An 18,511-nucleotide genomic window follows, 5' to 3' on the forward strand; every position below is an offset into this window, starting at 1 on the left:
CAACGAATCAATCTTGCTAACGATAGCTGACGCGTACGCAATGTGAAAAGCGCGCTCGCTTTGGTGATGATTTACGCCAATATCGCGCCGCCCATATCCGTGATGTTCTCTATTTCGTGAGAATAGCCACTTGCTTAGCAGACTCACTCAATTGCAAAGCGCAAGATATCCTAACCTTTCGTCTCCGGCGAACCCGGCTGGCGTACGTAGTCAATGTTTCACACGCGTTGCGCAAGACGACGAACCAGGCGGTCGCCCGCAAACTGCACGGCCGTGACGATCGCGATCAGCAACACGATGACCGTCACCATCACGGTCGTGTCGAAACGTTGGTAGCCATAGCGGATCGCCAGATCGCCGAGCCCGCCCGCGCCGACGGCGCCCGCCATCGCCGACGAGCCGATCATCGCGACGACCGTGATCGTGAATCCGCCCAGAATGCCCGGCAGTGCTTCCGGCAGCAGCACGTGCCAGATGATGTGGCGGCGCTGCGCGCCCATCGCTTGTGCTGCTTCGATGAGACCGCGATCCACCTCGCGCAGGCTCACTTCCGCGACGCGCGCAAAGAACGGAATCGCCGCGATGGAGAGCGGCACGATCGCAGCCCATACGCCGATCGTCGTGCCGACCAGCACGCGCGTGAGCGGCAACAGCGCGACGAGCAGGATGATGAAGGGCGTCGAGCGAAATGCATTGACGAGCGCGCCGAGTGTCGAATTCACGGCCCGCCGTTCGTAGATGCCGCCGCGCGTGGTCGTGACCAGCACCAGCGCGAGCGGAATGCCGACGATCAGCGCGACGAACGCCGAAATGCCGACCATCAGCACCGTGTCGCGAATCGCGCCCGTCAGCTCCGAAAGCCAGAGTTCAGACATAGCCGAGTACCTCCACGTGATCCGCGTGTCGCCGCGCACGCTCGATCAGTGCGGCGATGCGGCTCGCGAACGCGCCTGCCTCGCGCTCAGGCCCGGACAATTGCGCCGCCACCACGAGACGCCCCTGCGCATGACCCTGAATGCGATCGATGCCGCCGTGCACGAAGCTCACGCGGCCGCCGTCCACGGTCAACGCCGCGCTCAGCGCCGTGAGATCCGGATCGTGGCCGTTGGCGCCCGTGTAGCGCACGTCGAGCAGAACATCGGTGGCATCGCGCGGCAATGCATCATCGCTCGCGGGCTTGATGCGTGCGGCGAGATCGTCCGGAAGATCGTGCACCAGCGTGCGCAACAGCGCGCGCGTCGCATCGTGCTGCGGCGCGCCGAACACCCGCCACACTGCACCCGTTTCGACTACGGCGCCCTGTTCGATCACGGCGACGGTATCGCACACTTCGCGTATCACGGCCATCTCGTGCGTGATGAGGACGATCGTGAGACCGAGACGCCGGTTGATATCGCGCAGCAGCCCGAGAATGGACTGCGTCGTTTCCGGGTCGAGCGCGGAGGTCGCTTCGTCGCACAGCAGAATGTCGGGATCATGCACCAGCGCGCGTGCAATGCCGACACGCTGCTTCTGCCCGCCTGAAAGACTCGCCGGATACGCATTGCGCTTCGCCGACAAGCCGACGAGTTCGAGCAGGGCAGCGACTTTCTTCTCGATGGCTGCTTTGGGCACGCCCGCGATCCTGAGCGGCAACGCGATATTGTCGTACACCGTTTTCGCCGACAACAGATTGAAGTGCTGAAAAACCATGCCGATGCGCCGCCGCAACGCAACGAGCCCGCGCTCGTCGAGTTCGCCGACGCTCACGCCGTTCACGCGCACCGCGCCCGACGTCGGCTTTTCGAGTCCATTGACCAGACGTAGCAGCGTCGATTTACCGGCGCCGCTGCGGCCGATGATACCGAATATCCCGCCACGGCGAACATCCAGCCGCACGTTCGCCAATGCGATTGAATGCTCGCCATGTGCTTTGGAAAATACCTTGCCTGCATCGTCGAAGACGACGGCGGGCGCGGTGTCGTCCCGCGGCGCCGGCTTGATGGCAAGCGCCGGGGTCTCTTCGATGAAACCCGCTACGTCGAGCAGATGGGTCATATCGTCGGTTCCTTTTCAGGCGGCTGGTTCACGCGAGCGCATCGGGCACGCGCGTGCGGCCCGCAACGAACGTCGCATCACCACGCAACGGCGTACAGGTTGCCGAACGCCTTGTCGAGCGCTGCGCGCACGGCGGGCGAATGCTGATAGATCGAAATGAACTTGCGGATGCGGGGGTCGTTGGCGCTTTCCGGACGCACCACCCATTGAATCGCGAAGTTCTTGTTTTCGAGGCCATCGAAAAGCAATGCGCTATTCGGGTCGGTCGTGCCTGCGAGCTTGATGAAGCTCGGGTAGCCCTGCGCGAGGTCGACGTCGTCGAGCGAGCGCGCCAACTGTGACGCTTCGAGCGCAACGATCTTCAGGTGCTTCGGGTTATCGACGATATCCAGTGTGGTCGCGCGGTAGTCGACACCCGGCTTCAGCTTGATGAGTCCGGCGCGTTGCAGCAGCAACAGTCCGCGACCGCCGTTGACGGGGTCGTTCGCAATCGCAACCGTCGCACCATCCTTGAGATCTTCGAAGCGCTTGACCTTCTTCGAATACAAACCGATCTTCATGATCGTGCCAGGCGCGATCGGCACGAAGTCGTATCCGCCCTGCTTCTTCGCGTTTTCGAGGAAGGGAATGTGCTGGAAATAGTTGACGTCGATGTCCTTGTTGGCGAGTGCGGCGTTCGGCGTATTCCAGTCCGTGAATTCGATGATCTTGACGTCGAGGCCTTGCTGTTTGGCCTCCTGAGCCGCGATTTTCAACGCTTCGATTTGCGGGCTGGTTGCCGTGCCGATCTTTAGGGTCGACGTGTCGGCGGCAAAAGCGGGAGCGGCATTGAACGCGAACGCAACGAGGATGGCGTGGATTGCCGGCCTGTTCCGCGCAAAGAAGACACGCCTTAATGCGGACACAAATTGACTCATGCTCTACTCTCGACAATGGGATGTTCCGGTTCCGGGCGCGTGCGAATACGGGCGTGTTGGTTACGCCTCGATGGGATCGCAATGCTCGGGAAGACTGTCTGTCCGCCGACGCTGGGCGCCGCGTGCGGACGGCCGCCGCGCTGGATCAGCGGCGACAGCGGGAAATTGGACGGGTCATGGGATGAATCATCGCCTCTCTCCAAATGAGGTCAAACGATCATAGAGGGGCGCAGAAAAGCGGTCTACCAAGCGATTAGCAAATGGAAATCGCGAAACGCGATATGTGAGCGTCAGTCGACGGGGTTCTTTTTCAAGCTGAGTTCTCGATTTGACATTCAACCGTCATCGCCACCGCTGGACTACATTTAATTGAATGAGTAATCTGTGGGTGCAGGATGACGTTTGTTGGCTACGCCGACCTTGACCTTCGTCCCGGGGAGGACTCATGGAAGTGAGCACCGAAACGCTTGTCGACATGCTCGGAGAAGTCGAAGCAGAAGATCCCATCGACTACGCGGACCTGCCGTTTGGAGAGCAGGAACTCAAGCGCCTCATTGTCAGTTCGCTCGTTGAACGTCACCACAACGTGGAGACCGGCATGTCCGTCTCCGATATTCATGCGTTGTATCTGCTGAGCACCGCAAAGCTCGTCCTTGAAAACACCGTGCTCCATGCACGATTGCTGCTTCTTCAAGGGCATCAACTCGACATCGAGTCCCTGTTGGCGCCCTTCACCCTCAAAGGAAAGCGTAGCTAACTGACAGCACCCGGCCATGGGCGACATACCCCACACCCGGTAGGGTGCCCAGCCGTTTCCTTTTCCCATCAACGCTTATGGGCTGAAGTAGTGGCCCAATGAGCCGTCCGCGTTTCAGTCCAACTTGCGACTGCTGGCTGTCAGCATCCTGCGTGGGCATGCGCATTGCGCTACAGGAAGTCTACCCATCAGGAGCAAAATCATGACACCACTCGACCCCAACATGCAGTCACAGTCCCAGTCACAATCGGCGGACCAGGGTGCGGGTATTGTCGGTATTGGCGTCGGCGACGGCCCGGGGCCGGACGTGATGGCTGCATCCACACTCGATGGAACCAAGGTGGTAACGGCCGACGGCGAGCATGTCGGCAAAATTTCGGACATCATGCTCGACGTTCGTGACGGACGGATTGCGTATGCCGTGCTATCCGAAGGCGGCTTTCTCGGCATGGGAACGACGCTTCACGCCATTCCATGGAGCGCACTGACGCTGAACGTCGATGAAAAAGTCTTCCTCGTCAACCTGATGGCAGACGAAATCAAAAACGCGCCCGGATTTGACAAGGACCACTGGCCCTCGATGGCAGACCCGCAATGGGGTTCGTCCGTCCATCAATACTACCGGCAACAGCCTTACTGGGACGCCACGCGTGATGCGGTAGAGGGACGGCCCAGCAATCTGTAACTGTCTGGACAACCTCGATGAAGCATGGCCGTAACGCCCGCCGCTGGCAGCGGGCGCAATTCACGGTCAACCGATGAGCCTGCGATACGCGCTGAGATGCCGCAAGAGCCCCTGCTGGTCGCCGCGTATCTCACTGAGCCGGGCAAGGTTGAAATGCGCGTCGGCATGCGCGGGGTCGAGCTGGAGGCATCGCTCGTAGCCTTCCATCGCTTCCCCGTAGCGTTTCAGTTCCTCCAGAGCGACAGCGCGGTTGAAATGCAGCAGCGCATCGTCTGGAAAATGCGCTAGCGCGCGCTCGAACACGGACAGCGCTTCTTCGCAACGCGTTTCGGTCTCGCAAAGCAGCACACCGAGATTAGTGTAAGCGTGGTAGTGCGGTGCGTCGGCCAACTCAAGCACCTTGCGGTACGCCTGCTCCGCGCCGACCACGTCTGAACCGGCGAGTTGCTCTGCCAGGGCGAACCATTCCTCGGCCTGTTGCTCTCTGCTTCGCAGCGTGCGGGGCGCAGTGTCAAGAAACGCAACGTCGCCCCGAAGCGGTGCGACCTCGAAATCGAGCAGATGCTGCCCTGAGGTCGCGTCCCATTGGGATTGCCCCGTCTTGACCGCAATGGTGTCGCCGACGGCCGTGATACGAATGCCGGAAAGGGGGAGCTCTTCCGGAAGGTCGGCCTTCAGCTTGGCAAGCGCGCGCAAAATCTTGCGGGAGGTGATTTTCGCCGCTTGCAACTGAAATGCTGTGCGCAGAACGACGACGTCCTGGAACGTAAAGCGCAACTCGTTGCGCCGACCGCGAGAAGGCTCCACGAATCCGGCTGCGATTAGCCCGGAAAGCACACGTCGCGAAACGCCGAGCAACGATTGAAGGCTGCGCAGCGAGTAATCGTGTGATTGATTGCGGCTGCTCACTTTCGGGCTCGAACCTTTGCCGGCGGCGCTTCTTTGACTTCGGGCGTCGATGCGGCTCGCCTGGCGGGCCGACGGGGTTTGCTCGCAAGCACCGCGACATCAACAGGCGCAGCTTTCTTTGACGCAGGCGTCTTCGCTGGCCCGGTTCTCTTCGTCTTGTTGGCGCTGAGGCTCGCGCGAAGCGCCTCCATCAGGTCGATTACCTGACCGCCCGAGTCCTCGGCAGACGCTTCTGGCGACACGATCTGCTTACCGGCAATCTTCCGGTCTATGGCTTCCAGAATCCGCTTCTTTTCCTCGTCTTCGTATGCCGACGGGTCATAGGCATCCTCTGAAACCTGATCAATTATCTGCAGCGCGAGTTGCAACTCGGTATCGGTCACGGCTATCTGCTCGATGTGCAAGTCGGCCAGTCCGCGCACTTCATCTGCGAACAACAACTGCTGGAAAACCATGCCTTCATCGGCCGGCCGTATCTGAACGATACGGGTCTTGCCCTTGGACGACCATTTGGCCAATGCGCAGCGTTCACTTTCTCGCATGGCTTGCTGCAGAAGGCAGTATGGTTTGCCGCCGCGTTTGTCGGGAGCGATGAAGTAGGCCTTGTCGTAATAGAGTGGGTCGACTGATTTTTCCGGGACAAAAGAGACAATTTCTACAACGTGCGTCGCACCTTCTTCCAGGGCTTTGAGCTCTTCCGGTGCGAAGACGACGAATTGGCCCTTCTCGAATTCGTATCCCTTCTTCATGTCTACCCGCGCCACGACTTCGCCCGTGGCCTCGGAAATGTACTGTTGCTTCACGCGACCGCCCTCTGGCGTCAGCAGATGGAAGCCGACTCCAGAGGCAGTTTCGGTCGCCGAATACAGCTTCACCGGAATGGAGACCAGCCCGAAGGAAAGCGTGAGAGATGCGATTGAACGCGCTGTCATGACATTCTCCTGGTGGCCACCGGATGCGGTCGAACGGCGGGTACGAAGATCCGGCTCGTCGACCCGGGCGGCTGGGCGCGGCCTTGACTGGACGCCGTGCCGCACCCGTTCGTCGAGCAGTTGAGCACTTGACGTGCCTATTCTACGACCAACCTGCATATCGCCCCTTCAATGGCGCGGAACCGCATGAGGCGAGGTCCGCCGGATAGAGGTCTTGCGGACTCCGGCATACTGGCGAATAGCCCGGACAGCCTCGACAGTCTTTGCGTATCGAGCCCGATTTCGACCCCACACCACCTTCCGATGCGATATGCCTCCTACTCGCGGCGCGCGACAGCGCTGACGATCGATTCAATCTGGTGGACTGCCATCGTGCTGCTCGTCCCGCTCGGACCCTCGACAGAGGACATCCTGCTGGCACCCGAGTCCTACGTTGCGACCATCCTTTTCTGGCTAGCCATCGGCCAATGCCTTCCCATCCTGTTGACGGGCGTCATGTGGGCTGTATGGGGCACGTCACCCGGCAAACGCGCGTTGCGTCTTCGGATCGTGGATGCCGATACCGGACGCGCGATGACCGTGCGACAAGCGGGTCTGCGCACACTCGGATATCTCCTGACCTTCGCGACTTGCGGTGCCGGATTCCTGTGGGTGCTGTTTAACGACCGGAAGCAGACGTTACATGACCGGATAGCCAATACGACTGTGGTCGAGGATGAAATTCGCGAGCACGTCGGGACTTGAGCCACCCGGAAGACGCGGCGCGATATTGCAGATGCGGGAGGCTTTTGCGTTGTCGCGCCGACGCTCTCAGAGCACAACTAGGTGGATCTACGTCCTGAAGTCGATTTCCCTTGCCGGGATAGGTAGTCGTTTTGCATCCGTTGCGCTATGCACGCCGTATACGAGGTCAGAACGATGCCCGCGACAAGGCCCCCAACGGCGTTCCCATGGCGCGGCCAGGCGGCGTTCAGTCACCTCCGGCATACGACGGGCATCGAAAGCGAAACGTATCGAGCGCTTGCACTTCGCCGCTATGCAAGCATCCTGTTCAGCGGCACATTGAATCCAGCGACACGGAAATGTGCGCTGGCACGCCCAGGAGTCATGCTATGAAACACGCAACGTGGAAAGTTCAGTTGGCGCAAGCTTTTGTCGCCGCGCTTTACGGATGCGCGGCAACGTTCGCGTACGCCGGAGGGAACGGCAACGGCGGAAACGGTAGCGGCGGTGCTCACGGTGCGGCGACGGCAGGGATGACGTATCACAGTGAGCCCGTGTCCAGCCCGTGGAACCGGATACCCGGCGATATGTCCCGAAAGGCAACCGGGAACACAACGGATATGCCCGGCATGACACCCGTTGAAGGTGTTGATAATGTAAAGACCAGTCAGTAGTTGCAGTAGCGTCCGAGGCTGGCAGCGCATGCCCCGATCGAGCGAAACTGATTGTCCGGTCCACTCTCCCCGCAACAAGGGATGCCGTTTGTGTGGCGTGTGCGGTTCGAGGGCTACCGTCCAGAGACGACAGCCGCCAGTTAAAACTTCACACGCAATCCGGCACGCGGGTTAGTCGATCAGCGCAAGTTCCTCTGTCACCGCGAGGAAGCGAGCTATATCGCGAGCGGTATGGCAATGCAGCGGCGAGACGCGCACAGCGCCCTCCAGGCCGAACGACTTCAACATGCGCCCGGAGTAAAGGCTCGTGCCGATCCGCTCGTACACGATCACACCGCGCTTTTCGTATTCACGCACGGCGGCGGCGGGATCGAGACGGTCAAATCCGATGCCGGCAATCAGATCGCGCTTCGTCAGGTCGTCGTGATCCCAGAATACGCGCACGCCCTTCATCGCTCGCAACCCGCATTGCCCGTCCGTGCCATCGAGCAACGCCGCAAGCAGCGCGCGTTCGTGGCTCTCGATGCGCTGCATCCCTTGCACGAATAGTTCTCGACGGTCTTCCGCATCGCTGGATTGCCCGCCGATCCATGCGACGTAATCGACGATCGCGCTGACCACCGCAAACTGCGCAGGCGCGGGACTGCCGAGTTCCCATACGCCCTTCTGCTTCGCTTCGAGACGATGATGCGGCAGTTCCGCCAGCCGCCCGGACAACCACGCGATGCCCGAACCTCTGCATCCAAAGAACTTGTACGGCGCGACGTTGATGCCGTCGACGGGCGTTTTCTGCAGGTCAATTACCGCATGCGGCGCGTGCTGCACGGCATCGACGATAATGAAAAGATCCGGCCGCTTTGCGCGCGCACGCTCCACGATGGCAGCGATATCGAGCTTCGCGCCCGAAATGTTCGACGCGTACATCACGCTCAGGAGTACCGTGTCTGCGTCGATCAGCGACACGATCGCATCGACATCCACGCCCCCTGTTTCCGGATCGCTCGGCGCGATGCGCAGCGCTTTTCCGGTGCGTTCGCAATACAGCTTCATGGCATCGAACGACGACGGATGTTCGAGTATCGTCGTGACGGCATTCGTGCCGGGCACGTTCTCCATCACGGCGCGCACCATCTCGAACATCGCGGCCGACGCTGTCAGAGACGGATAGATACTGCCACCTCGCGCATTGAAGATGCGCCGGATATCCTCTTCGCCGCGCGCCTGAACGTCTTGCAGGTAACGCGCGCGCTCGTGGATGCGCTCCGGACAATCCGGCAGCGCGTCGACGCTTGCAAACGCCTCCAGCGCCGCCTTGAGCCGGAACGAACCGCCCGCGTTGTCGAAGAAGAGCCGCTCGCGCCCGTCCATGTCGTGATCGACGAAATGGAACCGGCTCTTGATCTCCTGCATGAGGGACTCGGGAAAGAACTGCCCCTGGTTGCTGCTCATCTGAAATGCTCCTCGATAGGGTGCTTTTACCTGCGTTCAGGCGTCGAGCGACGCGAGATACGCCTTGCCTTTTTCCGCGTCGTACTGTCCTTCCCACTTCGCGATGACGAGCGGCGCCAGCGCGTTGCCCACGACATTCAACGCAGTGCGTCCCATGTCCATGATCCGGTCCACGCCCGCGATGAACGCGAGCCCTTCGAGCGGCAAGCCGGCGCTGGCGAGTGTCGTCAGCAGGATCACGAACATGAAGCCCGGCACACCAGCAGCGCCTTTCGACGTCACCACCATCGTCAGGATCAGGACGATCTGTTCCTGCAAGCCGAGATGCACGCCGTACAGTTGCGCGACGAACAACGTTCCAATGCCCAGATAGATGGATGCGCCATCGAGGTTAAAGGTGTAGCCCGTCGGTACGACGAAGGTGGTAATGCTCTTGGGCACGCCGAAGTCTTCCATCTTCTTCATCAACTGCGGCAGCACAGTGGCCGAACTGCACGTCGAAAAGGCAATGATCAGTTCATCCTTGATGACCTTGAGCAGCGTGAAGATATTGAAGCCGAACAGGCGCGCGGTGACGCCGAGCACGAAGACCGCGAACAGAATGATCGCGAGATACGTCACCGCGACCAGCTTGACCAGCGGCAGCAGCGATCCGAAACCGAAGTTCGCGACGGTCACCGCGATCAGCGCGCACACGCCGAACGGCGCGTAGCGCATCACCATGCCCGTGACCTTGAACATCGCGTCGCCGATGCCCTTCAGCGTGGCGAGCACGGGCTTTCTGTACTCCGCCGGCACGGACTGCAAGCCGAGCCCGAACAGCACCGAGAAGAAGATGACAGGCAACAGATCGCCTCGCCCCATCGACGCGACGACATTGTCGGGGATGATATTCAGCAGCAAGGACATGAAGCCGTGATGGCCTTGCGTCTGCGTGGCTTGCTGGAGATGCGAGATGTCCGTGTGGCCGAGTTGCGACATGTCGGTGCCGACGCCCGGCTGCAACACATTGCCGAGCACGAGCCCCAGCACGATGGCGATCGTCGTGACGACCTCGAAATACACCAGCGTCTTCAGGCCGATGCGCCCAAGCGAGCGTCCATCTCCCACACCTGCAATGCCGGCCACCATACTGGTGAATACGATGGGCACGACGACCATCTTGATGAGCCGGATGAAAATGTCGCCGGCAGGCTGCAGAAAGCCTGTCACAACCGAATCACACATTTGAGGAAAGCGGTTCAGCACGACGCCGACTGCAATGCCGACGACGAGGCCGATCAGTATTTGCCAAGCCAGGCCGATGCGCGGCTTGCGCTCGATGAGTTCGGCAGGCGGTGTTTCGATCACGGATTCCATGCGTTCTCCAGACGGACCGATTGATATGGATTGACGCGGGAGGCGGCGTGCCTTCTTTCGAGCGCGCTCGGTCGAGCCCGTCCCGCATGCGCTGTGTTTCAGCTCGATGTCGAAACCATAAGCATCCAGAATAAACAAAAAAAGCGATTTTTTTCTATGCGAACATATCGCTTTTATTCATTTAATGGCAACGCGATGCTGACCTTCAAGCAGATGGAAGCGCTGTACTGGATCGTGCAACTGGGATCGTTCGAGGCTGCGGCGACGCGTCTGAATACGACCCAGTCGGCGGTTTCCAAACGTGTGCAGGAGCTTGAGCGTGCTTTCGATCTCGTGGTGTTCGACCGCGCCCATCGCAGCGCGCGCCTGACCAAAAAGGGGGCTGAGTTTTTCGAGTACGCGAAGGAGTTGCTGGAGCGCCGCGATCAGATCGTCGAGCGCGTCAGTTCGAAAGAGGCGCTCGTGAGACAGATACGCATCGGCGTCACGGAACTCACGGCGCTGACATGGCTGCCCCGCCTCGTCTCAGCGATACAGGCGGAATATCCGAAAGTGAAGGTGGAAGCGGAAGTTGAACTGAATGCGACGTTGCGTGAGCGGCTCGCCAGCGACACCATCGATGTGATCATCGTGCCGCAGACCCAGAGCACGGAACCGTATGCGACCACGGCCGTTGGCCAGGTCGACAACGCGTGGATGTGTGCCGCGAGCCTCGCGCCGCGCAAGACGGCAATCCCGATCACGGAGATCGCGAAGTATCCTCTGATCCTGCAAGGCGGGTTGTCCGGCACCGGCTATGTGTATAGCCGCTTTTTGCAGGACCACGGCGTCAGCCTTCAAAAAGTGCTGGCGAGCAATAGCCTCATCGCACAAATCGGTCTGACGTTGTCGGGGCTCGGCGTCAGCTATCTGCCTAAAGCCTGCCTGCGACATATGCTGGAGCGGCGTGCGCTCGTGATCGTGCCGACAAGGCCCGCGCTGCCGCCCGTGAAATACATCGCGATGCATCGGGCAGACCAGTCGCATTCGTTGAGCGCGGCCATCGCGAGGCTGGCCGCGCAATCGTGCGATTTCAGTTCGAATCTGCTCGACCCAGGGATGCCGCAACCGGACCCTGCGCAATAGCGATCGCGTGAGATCAGGTGGTGTCTATTTGGCCCTTGGACTCGCCCGCGTCGATTCGCGCGCAAGCGTCGCGCGACCGTCGGCGCCATCCCGGGTTTTTTCTGGGTTCCCGCACCGATGCTGGGTGTCCTGACAACGCGTTCAGGCATCACACAGTACTGCATGCGGTGTCGTGACCGACGATGAATCGCGCGTACGCTCCAGCTATGCGTGTTGCTTTCTATCGCACCTACGTCGATGCCGATGGGCATCGCCATGTGCATGGGGCGAATCTGCGTGTGCCCGCGAAGGTACGTCATCGCACTGGTGGAATCCCGCCAATCGCGTGTTGCGAGGACGTGGCACTGGCCGACATGTGGATTGCAACGGAAACTGAAACCAGCCCGTGCCTGTCGGCGGCTGAAGCGCCGGCGCGATGCGCGTTCGCCACTTCGTGGCGCCCCGCCTGAACCGCGTGTGCACGCGGTCGAGCGACAGTCTTAGCGCGGCCGACGATGCGATTCGGCCATGATTTCGCACACTTCCAGATGGGTACGCCACGCGTCAGCGAAAAATTCGCGTACACGGGCAAGGAAACCGCCTTTCGTAGCCGTCGAGGTAGCAGTAGCGTAGCTCATTGCAAACTCCATTCAGGGGTTATTGCCTAGGTATTAACCCTATAGTACACCCTCTATGGTGCATTGCAAAATAAAAATCGCACGCGTTCTGGCACCTTTTTCAGCGATGTTGTGATGGGCGGAAACGCGGGAACCCGGATACCGCGCCGATAGCATTGCTGAATCGAAGCGCGTCAACCCTGGCCGCGCGCTTCTTCATCGATGACCGAACGATGCCGCGTTTCCGGCATCAGCCAATACGTGACGAGCGAAACCGCGGCGCACGCGCTCACGTAGTAGAAGAACCAAGACTCGTGGCCCGCATGCTTGAACTTAAGCGCGAGATATTCGGTCGTGCCGCCCATCACCGACGACACCACCGCAAACGGCAGGCCGACGCCGAGCGCGCGCAGCTTCGCCGGGAACAGTTCCGACTTCACGAGCCAATGGATCGACGAGAAGCCGCTCAGGATGGCGAGCGCCGCGAGGTTCAGCGCGAAGGCGGCCCACACGCTGTGCGTGCTGCCGAGCGCGTGCATCAGCGGCACCGTGCAGAACGTGCCGCCGATGCCGAAGATCAGCATGACGGGCCGCCGCCCGACCACATCCGACAGCAGTCCGTAGAGCGGCTGGAAGCACATGTAGATCACGAGCGCGACGGTCGCGATCAGCGTCGCGGTATCGCGGCTGAAGCCCGTCGTGTTGACCATGTACTTCTGCAGATAGATCGTGAACGTATAGAACGCAACCGTGCCGCCGATGCTGATGCCGATCGTCCATAGCGTTTGCATGCGATGCCGGACGAGCAGCGCAAGCAGGCTGCCGCGCTCCGACTCGCGTGACGCCTGGCCGGCGGCGAGCGTATCGGCGCGCTCGAACGCGTCCGTCTCCGCGATGCCGCGCCTCAGATACAGCGCGAACACGGCGAGCGCGCCGCCGATCGCGAACGGTATGCGCCAGCCCCATTCTTCGAGCTGCGTCGGCGTCAGCGCGAAGCGCTGCAACACGAGCATCAGCGCGAGTGCAACGAGCTGTCCCATCACCACCGTCACCTGCACGAAGCCGACGAAGAAGCCGCGCCGTCCCGTCGGCGCCATTTCGCTCAGGTACGTGGCGCTCGTGCCCGCCTCGCCGCCCATGCTGAAGCCTTGCAGCAGACGCGCGCAGACGAGCACTGCTGGCGCCGCGACGCCGATCGTCGCGTAAGTCGGCGTGAGCGCGATGATCAGCGAGCCGACGCTCATCATCGCCACCGACAAGCTCAACGCGACGCGCCGTCCGTGGCGATCCGCGAGCGCGCCGATCGCCCAGCTGCCGAGCGGTCTCACCACATAACCGATCGCGGCGACGGCAGCCGCGTTCAGCAGTTGCGCCGTCTGATTGCCGCCGGGGAAAAAGGCCTTGCTGAAATAGATCGAGAAGATCGAATACGCGAGAAAGTCATACCACTCGATCACATTGCCCGCGCTGCCGCCGATGATCGAGCGCAACCGCTCGCGCCGCGCGGCGGGGGAAGCCTGAAGCGTCAGATCATGCGGCGTTGCGGCCATCCTGTGTCTCCTTGCGGCTATCGGGCCGCTTCGCTTTGTGCTTGCTGCGGTGCTGCTCGCGTAGTGCCTGCGGTACTGCGTGCGCCCTGGCGCTAGCCTCGCGTCGAGAGCAGGCGCACGAGTTCTGCCGCGTCCGTCTTGCTCTCGGCGTGCATGATCCACTCGACGATGCGTTCGATCTGCTCACTGTCGACACGATGCCCGGCAAGCTTCGTCATCTTGTCGATGATTTCCGCTTCGCTCGCGAATGCATGCTCGCTGCCGCGTTGCGACTCGACAGTTTCTTCGAGCCGCGTGCCGTCGCGCAGCATCGCCTCGACGCGCACGGTGTGACGCGCGCCGCGGCCGCGTGCGGTGATGGCCGGGTCTTCGAGCACCTGCACGCGGTTCGCCAGCGCCATGCGCTGCGGGTCCGCCACCTTCGCTTCGCTGAACTGGTCGACGAACACATCGCCTTCGAGCAACAGCGTCGCGACGCAGTACGGCAGGTTGAGTTGCGCGGACGTCAGGCCCTGCGGCACATACGGCCAGCCGACATGATCGACCGTCACGCGCGAGCCGTGCACGACGATGCACTCGACGTCGTCCGCGCCGAACGGATGGCGCGCCTGCATGGCGCGGATCGCGTCGAGCGTCGTGTGGTTGCTGCCGACGCACGAGTAGAACTTCAGCGCAATGTTCATCGTCTCGAAGCGCTCGCCGAGTCCGTCGATCAGTTGCGTCAGGTCGTAGCGGTCTGTCGAGCGCGAGAACGTGCTGCAAAAACCGCCGTACGTGTTCTCGAACACATCGACGATGCCGGTGAAGCCGTTCTGCGCCAGCAGCGCGCCGTACAGCCCGCTTTGCGCGGCGCGCCCGGCATGCATGCGCTTGACCATCGCGCCGAATTGCGCGGCCATCAGGCCCGCCGACTGCGTGCCACCGATACCGAGCGCATGCACAGTCTGCGCGGTGTCGAGGCGCAGCGCCGCCGCCGCGCCCGCCGCCGCGGAAAACACGCCGACCGTCGCGCCCGAATGCCAGCCCTGCGCAATATGTTCAGGGCCCATGCACATGCCGACGCGCGGCCCCACTTCATAACCGGCCACACAGGCGCGCAGAAAATCGCGGCCGCTCATGCGCGCATCGGCGGGCAGCGTCTCGGCGACGGCGAGCACGGCGGGCAACGTGACGGCACCGACATGCAGCACGCCTGCGCGATGCACGTCGTCGAGTTCGAAGCTCTGGATCAGCGTGCCGTTCACGAGCGCGGCGTGCGGCGCGGACAGCTTCATCGGCGTGCCCCATACGGTGCACCCCGGGGTCGTGTCGACGCGCGCGAGCGTTTCGGCGAGGATGCGGCTCCATTCGAGCGCCGAGCCGAACAACGCGCAGCCGATGGAGTCGAGCAGCAACAACTTGATGCGCGCGATCACTTCGTGAGGAATCGCGTCGTAACGCAATTGCGCGACGAATGCCGCTACGCCGCCGGTGTAGGGGTTTGTGCCGATGTCGTGGTGCTGGTTCATCGCGTGTCGGGCGCACTGGCGCGAAGTGGAAATTTGATGACCAGTATCCGCACGCGACGGGCGTTTGTGAATTGCACGCGGTGTGATTATTATTGCGTCACACGCAAGAGTGGGCAGTCCGCGAAATCGCCTGTACATGAGGGCTCATGAACCGCTTTCCCGGCGTCGATCTCGACGCGCTTCGCGCTTTTGTTGCCGTTGCATCGCACGCGTCGTTCAACGATGCCGCCATCGAACTGAGCCTGTCCGCGTCCGCTTTGACACGCCGTATCAAGCGGCTCGAAGAAGCACTCGACCTGATGCTGTTCGAGCGCACGACGCGCACGGTCGCGCTCACCGCGTCGGGCGAATTGCTGCTGCCGCGCGCGCAAAGTGTGCTGCGCGAACTCGATGCGTCGCTGCAGCTCGTCACGCAAGCGACGCGCATCCGCACGGGTCAGTTGACCATCGCGTGCATTCCCACCGTTGCGAAGTTTTTGTTGCCGAAGATCGTCGGCAGCTATCACCGGCGGCGGCCCGAGGTGCGGCTGCGACTGCTCGAAACCGATCTTGCGACGGTCGCGCGGCGTGTCGCCGACGGCGACGCGGAGTTCGGCATCGCGTTTCTCGTCAACGAAACGCCGGAGCTCGCCATCGACGAACTGCTGGTGGACCCGTACGTGCTCGCCTGCCCCGCCGATCATCCGCTCGCGAAGAGCGAGCATGTTGCGTGGCGCGAGCTGCGCCCGTGGCCGCTGATCGTGTCGGGCACGACGAGCGGCAACCGGCGCATGCTCGATGCCGCGTTGCGCGACATCGACTGGCGTCCGGACCGGCTGATCGAAATTGAACATCTGACGACGTCGCTCGGACTCGTCGAAGCGGGGCTCGGTATCTCGATCATTCCGCGCTGCGCGGCGCCGCGCGACACGCAATCGCGAATCGCCATTCGTCCGCTTGTCGAGCCGACGGTTGCGCGCACAATCGGTTTGATCCGGCGACGCGATGCAGTGCTGTCGGCAGTCGCGCGGGACTTTCGTCTCGCGCTGCGCAGAATGGCGCCGCTCGATCCTTCGATGATGCAGCCGGAGTGATGAAAGACAGGTGTGTGCCGTACCGACGTTATTTACTCAATTTGCGGTACAGATGGTTGGCACGTGACAGGTGCGCGTGCATGGCTTCGGCAGCCGCATCGCCGTCATGCGTCGCAATGGCGTCGACGATGCGCTGATGCTCCGCCAAGGTCAGTTCTTCCGCGCCGGGCGCACGCACGAGCGGCCGGTAGTATTCGCCCGCCCAGCGGAACAGCGACTCGACGATCGACGGGAAAATCGGATTGCCGCTGATCCTCGCGATCTCACGGTGAAACGCCATGTCGCGCTCGATGAACTCTTCGAGATTGACCATCGAAGCCCGATGTTGCGCGACGCTCAATTGCAGTCGCGCCACGTCCTCTTCGGTCGCGCGCTCGGCGGCCATGCGCGCCGTGCCCGTTTCGAGAAAGAGGCGCGCGTGCTTGAGATGCTCGAGCATCTCCGGGTCAGTGCGCAGCAAATGCATCGCGCCGCTTGCGATCTGGCCGATCAGCCGGTCGGCCGTCGGCACGACGACGCGCGCGCGCTCGCCATGTACGATCTCGACGATGCCCGAGCGTTCGAGCGTCTGCAGCGCCTCGCGCACGGCAGGCCGCCCGACGCCATAGATTTCCATCAGTTCCCGCTCTGACGGCAGCTGCGCGCCGGGCGCGATTTCGCCCGAGCGGATACGCTCCATCAGACGGTCCACCACTTCCTGGTACAGCTTCCGACGCGGGATGATCTCGCCCATTACATTTCAGCGACAAGCTTCTGGTGTAATGACAATACCATACACCGATCGATTCTTGCGAGGAACCGCTCGCTGTATCAACTCACCGCAATGTGCTCACTCCACGTCGCGGCCCTCTTTGACCAATCCGAAGAACGACGCGCCGCCGATCTGCCCGCCCTTCAGCACGATCTCCAGCCCATCGCGCTGCGCCGACTTCGACCACGCGCGGCACAACGGCGCGCCCGGCGCGAGACCCGCTGCAACACTCAGCGCATCGATACCCAGCGTGCTCGCGACTTCGCCTGAACTGTCGCCGCCCGCGACGACCACACGCGACAGCGGCACGCGCTCCAGCAAGCATCGCATCACTTCCGCCAGCGCGCCGCCGACGTTGCGCGCGGCTTGCTGACGCGTCAGGCCCGCATCGCGTGCGATCGCGTCGAAGCCGATCACGTCGGGATCGTCGGGACCTTCCGCACTGTGCACGATGCTGCTCACGCCGCGGCGAAGCGCATCGGCAGCGGCGCCGACCGCGCGCTCGATCTCCGCGCCGCCCGATTGCGAACCGAGCGCGCGGCGCAGATCGAGCCGTTCGACATGAAACCCATGCGCCCGCGCCCATGCGATCTGCGCCGCCGTGACGGGCGAGCAGCTGCCGCTCACGGCGGCGATCGTCTCGACAGGTCGGGCGACAGGCAGCGAAGGCGTCGCGGGCAACCAGCCGCGCGAGCGCCAGTATGCGGCCAGCGCGTATTGCAGCCCGGACGACGACGCGCTGAACACGCCCTCGCCGCGCCGTTCCCACACGAGGCGCCCCGCTTCGATGAGCGTTTCTTCATCGAGTACGTCGATCAGTACAACGGGTTTGTCGTCCGCACTGAGCGCATCGGCGCGCGCCGTGCCCGAGCCGTCGCGCAATTGCAGCATGTCGATCAGCTCAATCCGACGCGACGTCTGCCGCCCCAGATGCACGCGCAGATCCGCTTCGTCCATTGGCGTAACGGGATGACGCGACATCGTCGGATGACGGTCGAGCCGATAGCCCGTACCGTTCACGGCGGCAAACAGATTGCCGAACATCTGATAACGCTTCAGCCGCGGCGCGCCGATCACCATCGGCGACCAGCGCGCGCGCGTCACGTTCACGCCGATGTCGATGGCCGCTCCGATCGAACCGACGTCCGGCGACGAGTCGAACGTCGAGCACACCTTGTATTGCAGGATAGGCGCGCCGAACGCCGCGAGACTCGCGAACGCGGCTGGCAACTCGTCGCGCATCCATGCAGGATCACGCCCGCGGGACGAACCCGCCAGCCCGACGCAACGGATCTCGGGAAAGCGCGCGAGCAGGTCGGGCGTCGGCGTGTCGAGACACAGCACCGTCGGCACGCCCGCTGCCGTCATCGCCTCCATCGCATCCGTCGAGCCGGTAAAGTCGTCACCGTAATAGGCGAGCAGCGGCCCCGCCGGAAATGCCGTTTGCGCGGAATCGTGCATACGCG

At 62.2% G+C, this 18,511-nt stretch carries 17 protein-coding genes; 6 read left to right on the forward strand and 11 right to left on the reverse strand.

Annotation, left to right across the window (positions count from 1 at the left end):
* Positions 1-218: 218 nt before the first annotated feature.
* From C2L64_RS29535 to C2L64_RS29545, 3 genes are all read right to left on the reverse strand, one after another.
* Positions 219-875: a methionine ABC transporter permease gene (locus C2L64_RS29535; protein WP_007580930.1), complete on the reverse strand. Its 657-nt coding sequence runs from the start codon at positions 873-875 to the stop codon at positions 219-221.
* On the reverse strand, positions 868-2,037 hold the full coding sequence (locus tag C2L64_RS29540; RefSeq protein WP_007580932.1) for a methionine ABC transporter ATP-binding protein: 1,170 nt from the start codon (positions 2,035-2,037) through the stop codon (positions 868-870). The genes C2L64_RS29535 and C2L64_RS29540 overlap by 8 nt, the downstream gene beginning before the upstream one ends.
* Before the next feature lie 77 nt (positions 2,038-2,114).
* The gene (locus tag C2L64_RS29545; protein ID WP_007580934.1) at positions 2,115-2,954 is read right to left on the reverse strand and encodes a MetQ/NlpA family ABC transporter substrate-binding protein; all 840 of its coding nucleotides are present in this window, start codon (positions 2,952-2,954) and stop codon (positions 2,115-2,117) included.
* A 445-nt stretch (positions 2,955-3,399) separates the two neighbouring features.
* Here C2L64_RS29545 and C2L64_RS29550 point away from each other — a divergent pair, with 445 nt between their 5' ends.
* Both C2L64_RS29550 and C2L64_RS29555 read left to right on the forward strand, forming a co-directional pair.
* Positions 3,400-3,711, forward strand: a complete 312-nt coding sequence (locus tag C2L64_RS29550; protein WP_007580936.1) for a hypothetical protein — start codon at positions 3,400-3,402, stop codon at positions 3,709-3,711.
* A 202-nt stretch (positions 3,712-3,913) separates the two neighbouring features.
* On the forward strand, positions 3,914-4,396 hold the full coding sequence (locus C2L64_RS29555; RefSeq protein ID WP_007580938.1) for a PRC-barrel domain-containing protein: 483 nt from the start codon (positions 3,914-3,916) through the stop codon (positions 4,394-4,396).
* 66 nt (positions 4,397-4,462) lie between these two features.
* On the opposite strand, the gene C2L64_RS29560 is transcribed toward C2L64_RS29555, so the two are convergent.
* Positions 4,463-5,305 carry a tetratricopeptide repeat protein gene (locus C2L64_RS29560; RefSeq protein ID WP_007580940.1) on the reverse strand — a complete coding sequence of 281 codons (843 nt, stop codon included), beginning with the start codon at positions 5,303-5,305 and terminating at the stop codon, positions 4,463-4,465.
* Positions 5,302-6,237, reverse strand: a complete 936-nt coding sequence (gene ku, locus C2L64_RS29565; protein WP_007580941.1) for a non-homologous end joining protein Ku — start codon at positions 6,235-6,237, stop codon at positions 5,302-5,304. Before ku ends, C2L64_RS29560 begins: the two co-directional genes overlap by 4 nt.
* Before the next feature lie 303 nt (positions 6,238-6,540).
* On the opposite strand from ku, the gene C2L64_RS29570 reads away from it, so the two are divergent.
* Both C2L64_RS29570 and C2L64_RS29575 read left to right on the forward strand, forming a co-directional pair.
* Positions 6,541-6,981 (forward strand): RDD family protein, encoded by a 441-nt coding sequence (locus C2L64_RS29570; RefSeq protein WP_007580943.1) that lies wholly within the window; start codon positions 6,541-6,543, stop codon positions 6,979-6,981.
* 368 nt (positions 6,982-7,349) lie between these two features.
* On the forward strand, positions 7,350-7,634 hold the full coding sequence (locus C2L64_RS29575) for a hypothetical protein (RefSeq protein WP_007580945.1): 285 nt from the start codon (positions 7,350-7,352) through the stop codon (positions 7,632-7,634).
* 171 nt (positions 7,635-7,805) lie between these two features.
* Here the strand turns inward: C2L64_RS29575 and C2L64_RS29580 are convergent, their stop codons facing one another.
* Entirely contained in the window at positions 7,806-9,083 is a 1,278-nt protein-coding gene (locus C2L64_RS29580; protein ID WP_007580947.1) for an aminotransferase class V-fold PLP-dependent enzyme, read from the reverse strand.
* Positions 9,084-9,119: 36 nt separating this feature from the next.
* Complete coding sequence (locus C2L64_RS29585) at positions 9,120-10,442, reverse strand: cation:dicarboxylate symporter family transporter (RefSeq protein ID WP_007580949.1); 1,323 nt, start codon at positions 10,440-10,442, stop codon at positions 9,120-9,122.
* A 195-nt stretch (positions 10,443-10,637) separates the two neighbouring features.
* Here C2L64_RS29585 and C2L64_RS29590 point away from each other — a divergent pair, with 195 nt between their 5' ends.
* The gene (locus tag C2L64_RS29590; protein WP_007580951.1) at positions 10,638-11,567 is read left to right on the forward strand and encodes a LysR family transcriptional regulator; all 930 of its coding nucleotides are present in this window, start codon (positions 10,638-10,640) and stop codon (positions 11,565-11,567) included.
* A gap of 790 nt (positions 11,568-12,357) precedes the next feature.
* Here C2L64_RS29590 and C2L64_RS29600 read toward each other — a convergent pair.
* Both C2L64_RS29600 and C2L64_RS29605 read right to left on the reverse strand, forming a co-directional pair.
* Positions 12,358-13,713: an MFS transporter gene (locus C2L64_RS29600; RefSeq protein ID WP_007580955.1), complete on the reverse strand. Its 1,356-nt coding sequence runs from the start codon at positions 13,711-13,713 to the stop codon at positions 12,358-12,360.
* A gap of 92 nt (positions 13,714-13,805) precedes the next feature.
* Positions 13,806-15,221, reverse strand: coding sequence for an MmgE/PrpD family protein (locus C2L64_RS29605; protein ID WP_007580957.1), 1,416 nt, complete (start codon positions 15,219-15,221; stop codon positions 13,806-13,808).
* A 146-nt stretch (positions 15,222-15,367) separates the two neighbouring features.
* On the opposite strand from C2L64_RS29605, the gene C2L64_RS29610 reads away from it, so the two are divergent.
* On the forward strand, positions 15,368-16,294 hold the full coding sequence (locus tag C2L64_RS29610) for a LysR family transcriptional regulator (RefSeq protein WP_007580959.1): 927 nt from the start codon (positions 15,368-15,370) through the stop codon (positions 16,292-16,294).
* A 28-nt stretch (positions 16,295-16,322) separates the two neighbouring features.
* Here C2L64_RS29610 and C2L64_RS29615 read toward each other — a convergent pair whose 3' ends face one another.
* The gene (locus C2L64_RS29615; protein WP_007580961.1) at positions 16,323-17,027 is read right to left on the reverse strand and encodes a transcriptional regulator NanR; all 705 of its coding nucleotides are present in this window, start codon (positions 17,025-17,027) and stop codon (positions 16,323-16,325) included.
* Between the two features lie 96 nt (positions 17,028-17,123).
* A complete protein-coding gene (oiaK, locus tag C2L64_RS29620) occupies positions 17,124-18,506 on the reverse strand; it encodes a 3-oxo-isoapionate kinase OiaK (protein ID WP_007580962.1) in 1,383 nt (460 codons plus the stop codon).
* Between the last annotated feature and the right edge of the window lie 5 nt (positions 18,507-18,511).

Origin of the sequence: Paraburkholderia hospita (genome assembly GCF_002902965.1) — a bacterium.
Classification (GTDB): Bacteria; Pseudomonadota; Gammaproteobacteria; order Burkholderiales; family Burkholderiaceae; genus Paraburkholderia; species Paraburkholderia hospita.

Excerpts from the sequence above, each read along its gene's own strand:
- C2L64_RS29535 (WP_007580930.1), bottom strand. The coding sequence starts at position 875 with ATGTCTGAACTCTGGCTTTCGGAGCTGACGGGCGCGATTCGCGACACG.
- C2L64_RS29540 (WP_007580932.1), bottom strand. The coding sequence starts at position 2,037 with ATGACCCATCTGCTCGACGTAGCGGGTTTCATCGAAGAGACCCCGGCG.
- C2L64_RS29545 (WP_007580934.1), bottom strand. The coding sequence starts at position 2,954 with ATGAGTCAATTTGTGTCCGCATTAAGGCGTGTCTTCTTTGCGCGGAAC.
- C2L64_RS29550 (WP_007580936.1), top strand. The coding sequence starts at position 3,400 with ATGGAAGTGAGCACCGAAACGCTTGTCGACATGCTCGGAGAAGTCGAA.
- C2L64_RS29555 (WP_007580938.1), top strand. The coding sequence starts at position 3,914 with ATGACACCACTCGACCCCAACATGCAGTCACAGTCCCAGTCACAATCG.
- ku (WP_007580941.1), bottom strand. The coding sequence starts at position 6,237 with ATGACAGCGCGTTCAATCGCATCTCTCACGCTTTCCTTCGGGCTGGTC.
- C2L64_RS29570 (WP_007580943.1), top strand. The coding sequence starts at position 6,541 with ATGCGATATGCCTCCTACTCGCGGCGCGCGACAGCGCTGACGATCGAT.
- C2L64_RS29575 (WP_007580945.1), top strand. The coding sequence starts at position 7,350 with ATGAAACACGCAACGTGGAAAGTTCAGTTGGCGCAAGCTTTTGTCGCC.
- C2L64_RS29580 (WP_007580947.1), bottom strand. The coding sequence starts at position 9,083 with ATGAGCAGCAACCAGGGGCAGTTCTTTCCCGAGTCCCTCATGCAGGAG.
- C2L64_RS29585 (WP_007580949.1), bottom strand. The coding sequence starts at position 10,442 with ATGGAATCCGTGATCGAAACACCGCCTGCCGAACTCATCGAGCGCAAG.
- C2L64_RS29590 (WP_007580951.1), top strand. The coding sequence starts at position 10,638 with ATGCTGACCTTCAAGCAGATGGAAGCGCTGTACTGGATCGTGCAACTG.
- C2L64_RS29600 (WP_007580955.1), bottom strand. The coding sequence starts at position 13,713 with ATGGCCGCAACGCCGCATGATCTGACGCTTCAGGCTTCCCCCGCCGCG.
- C2L64_RS29605 (WP_007580957.1), bottom strand. The coding sequence starts at position 15,221 with ATGAACCAGCACCACGACATCGGCACAAACCCCTACACCGGCGGCGTA.
- C2L64_RS29610 (WP_007580959.1), top strand. The coding sequence starts at position 15,368 with ATGAACCGCTTTCCCGGCGTCGATCTCGACGCGCTTCGCGCTTTTGTT.
- C2L64_RS29615 (WP_007580961.1), bottom strand. The coding sequence starts at position 17,027 with ATGGGCGAGATCATCCCGCGTCGGAAGCTGTACCAGGAAGTGGTGGAC.
- oiaK (WP_007580962.1), bottom strand. The coding sequence starts at position 18,506 with ATGCACGATTCCGCGCAAACGGCATTTCCGGCGGGGCCGCTGCTCGCC.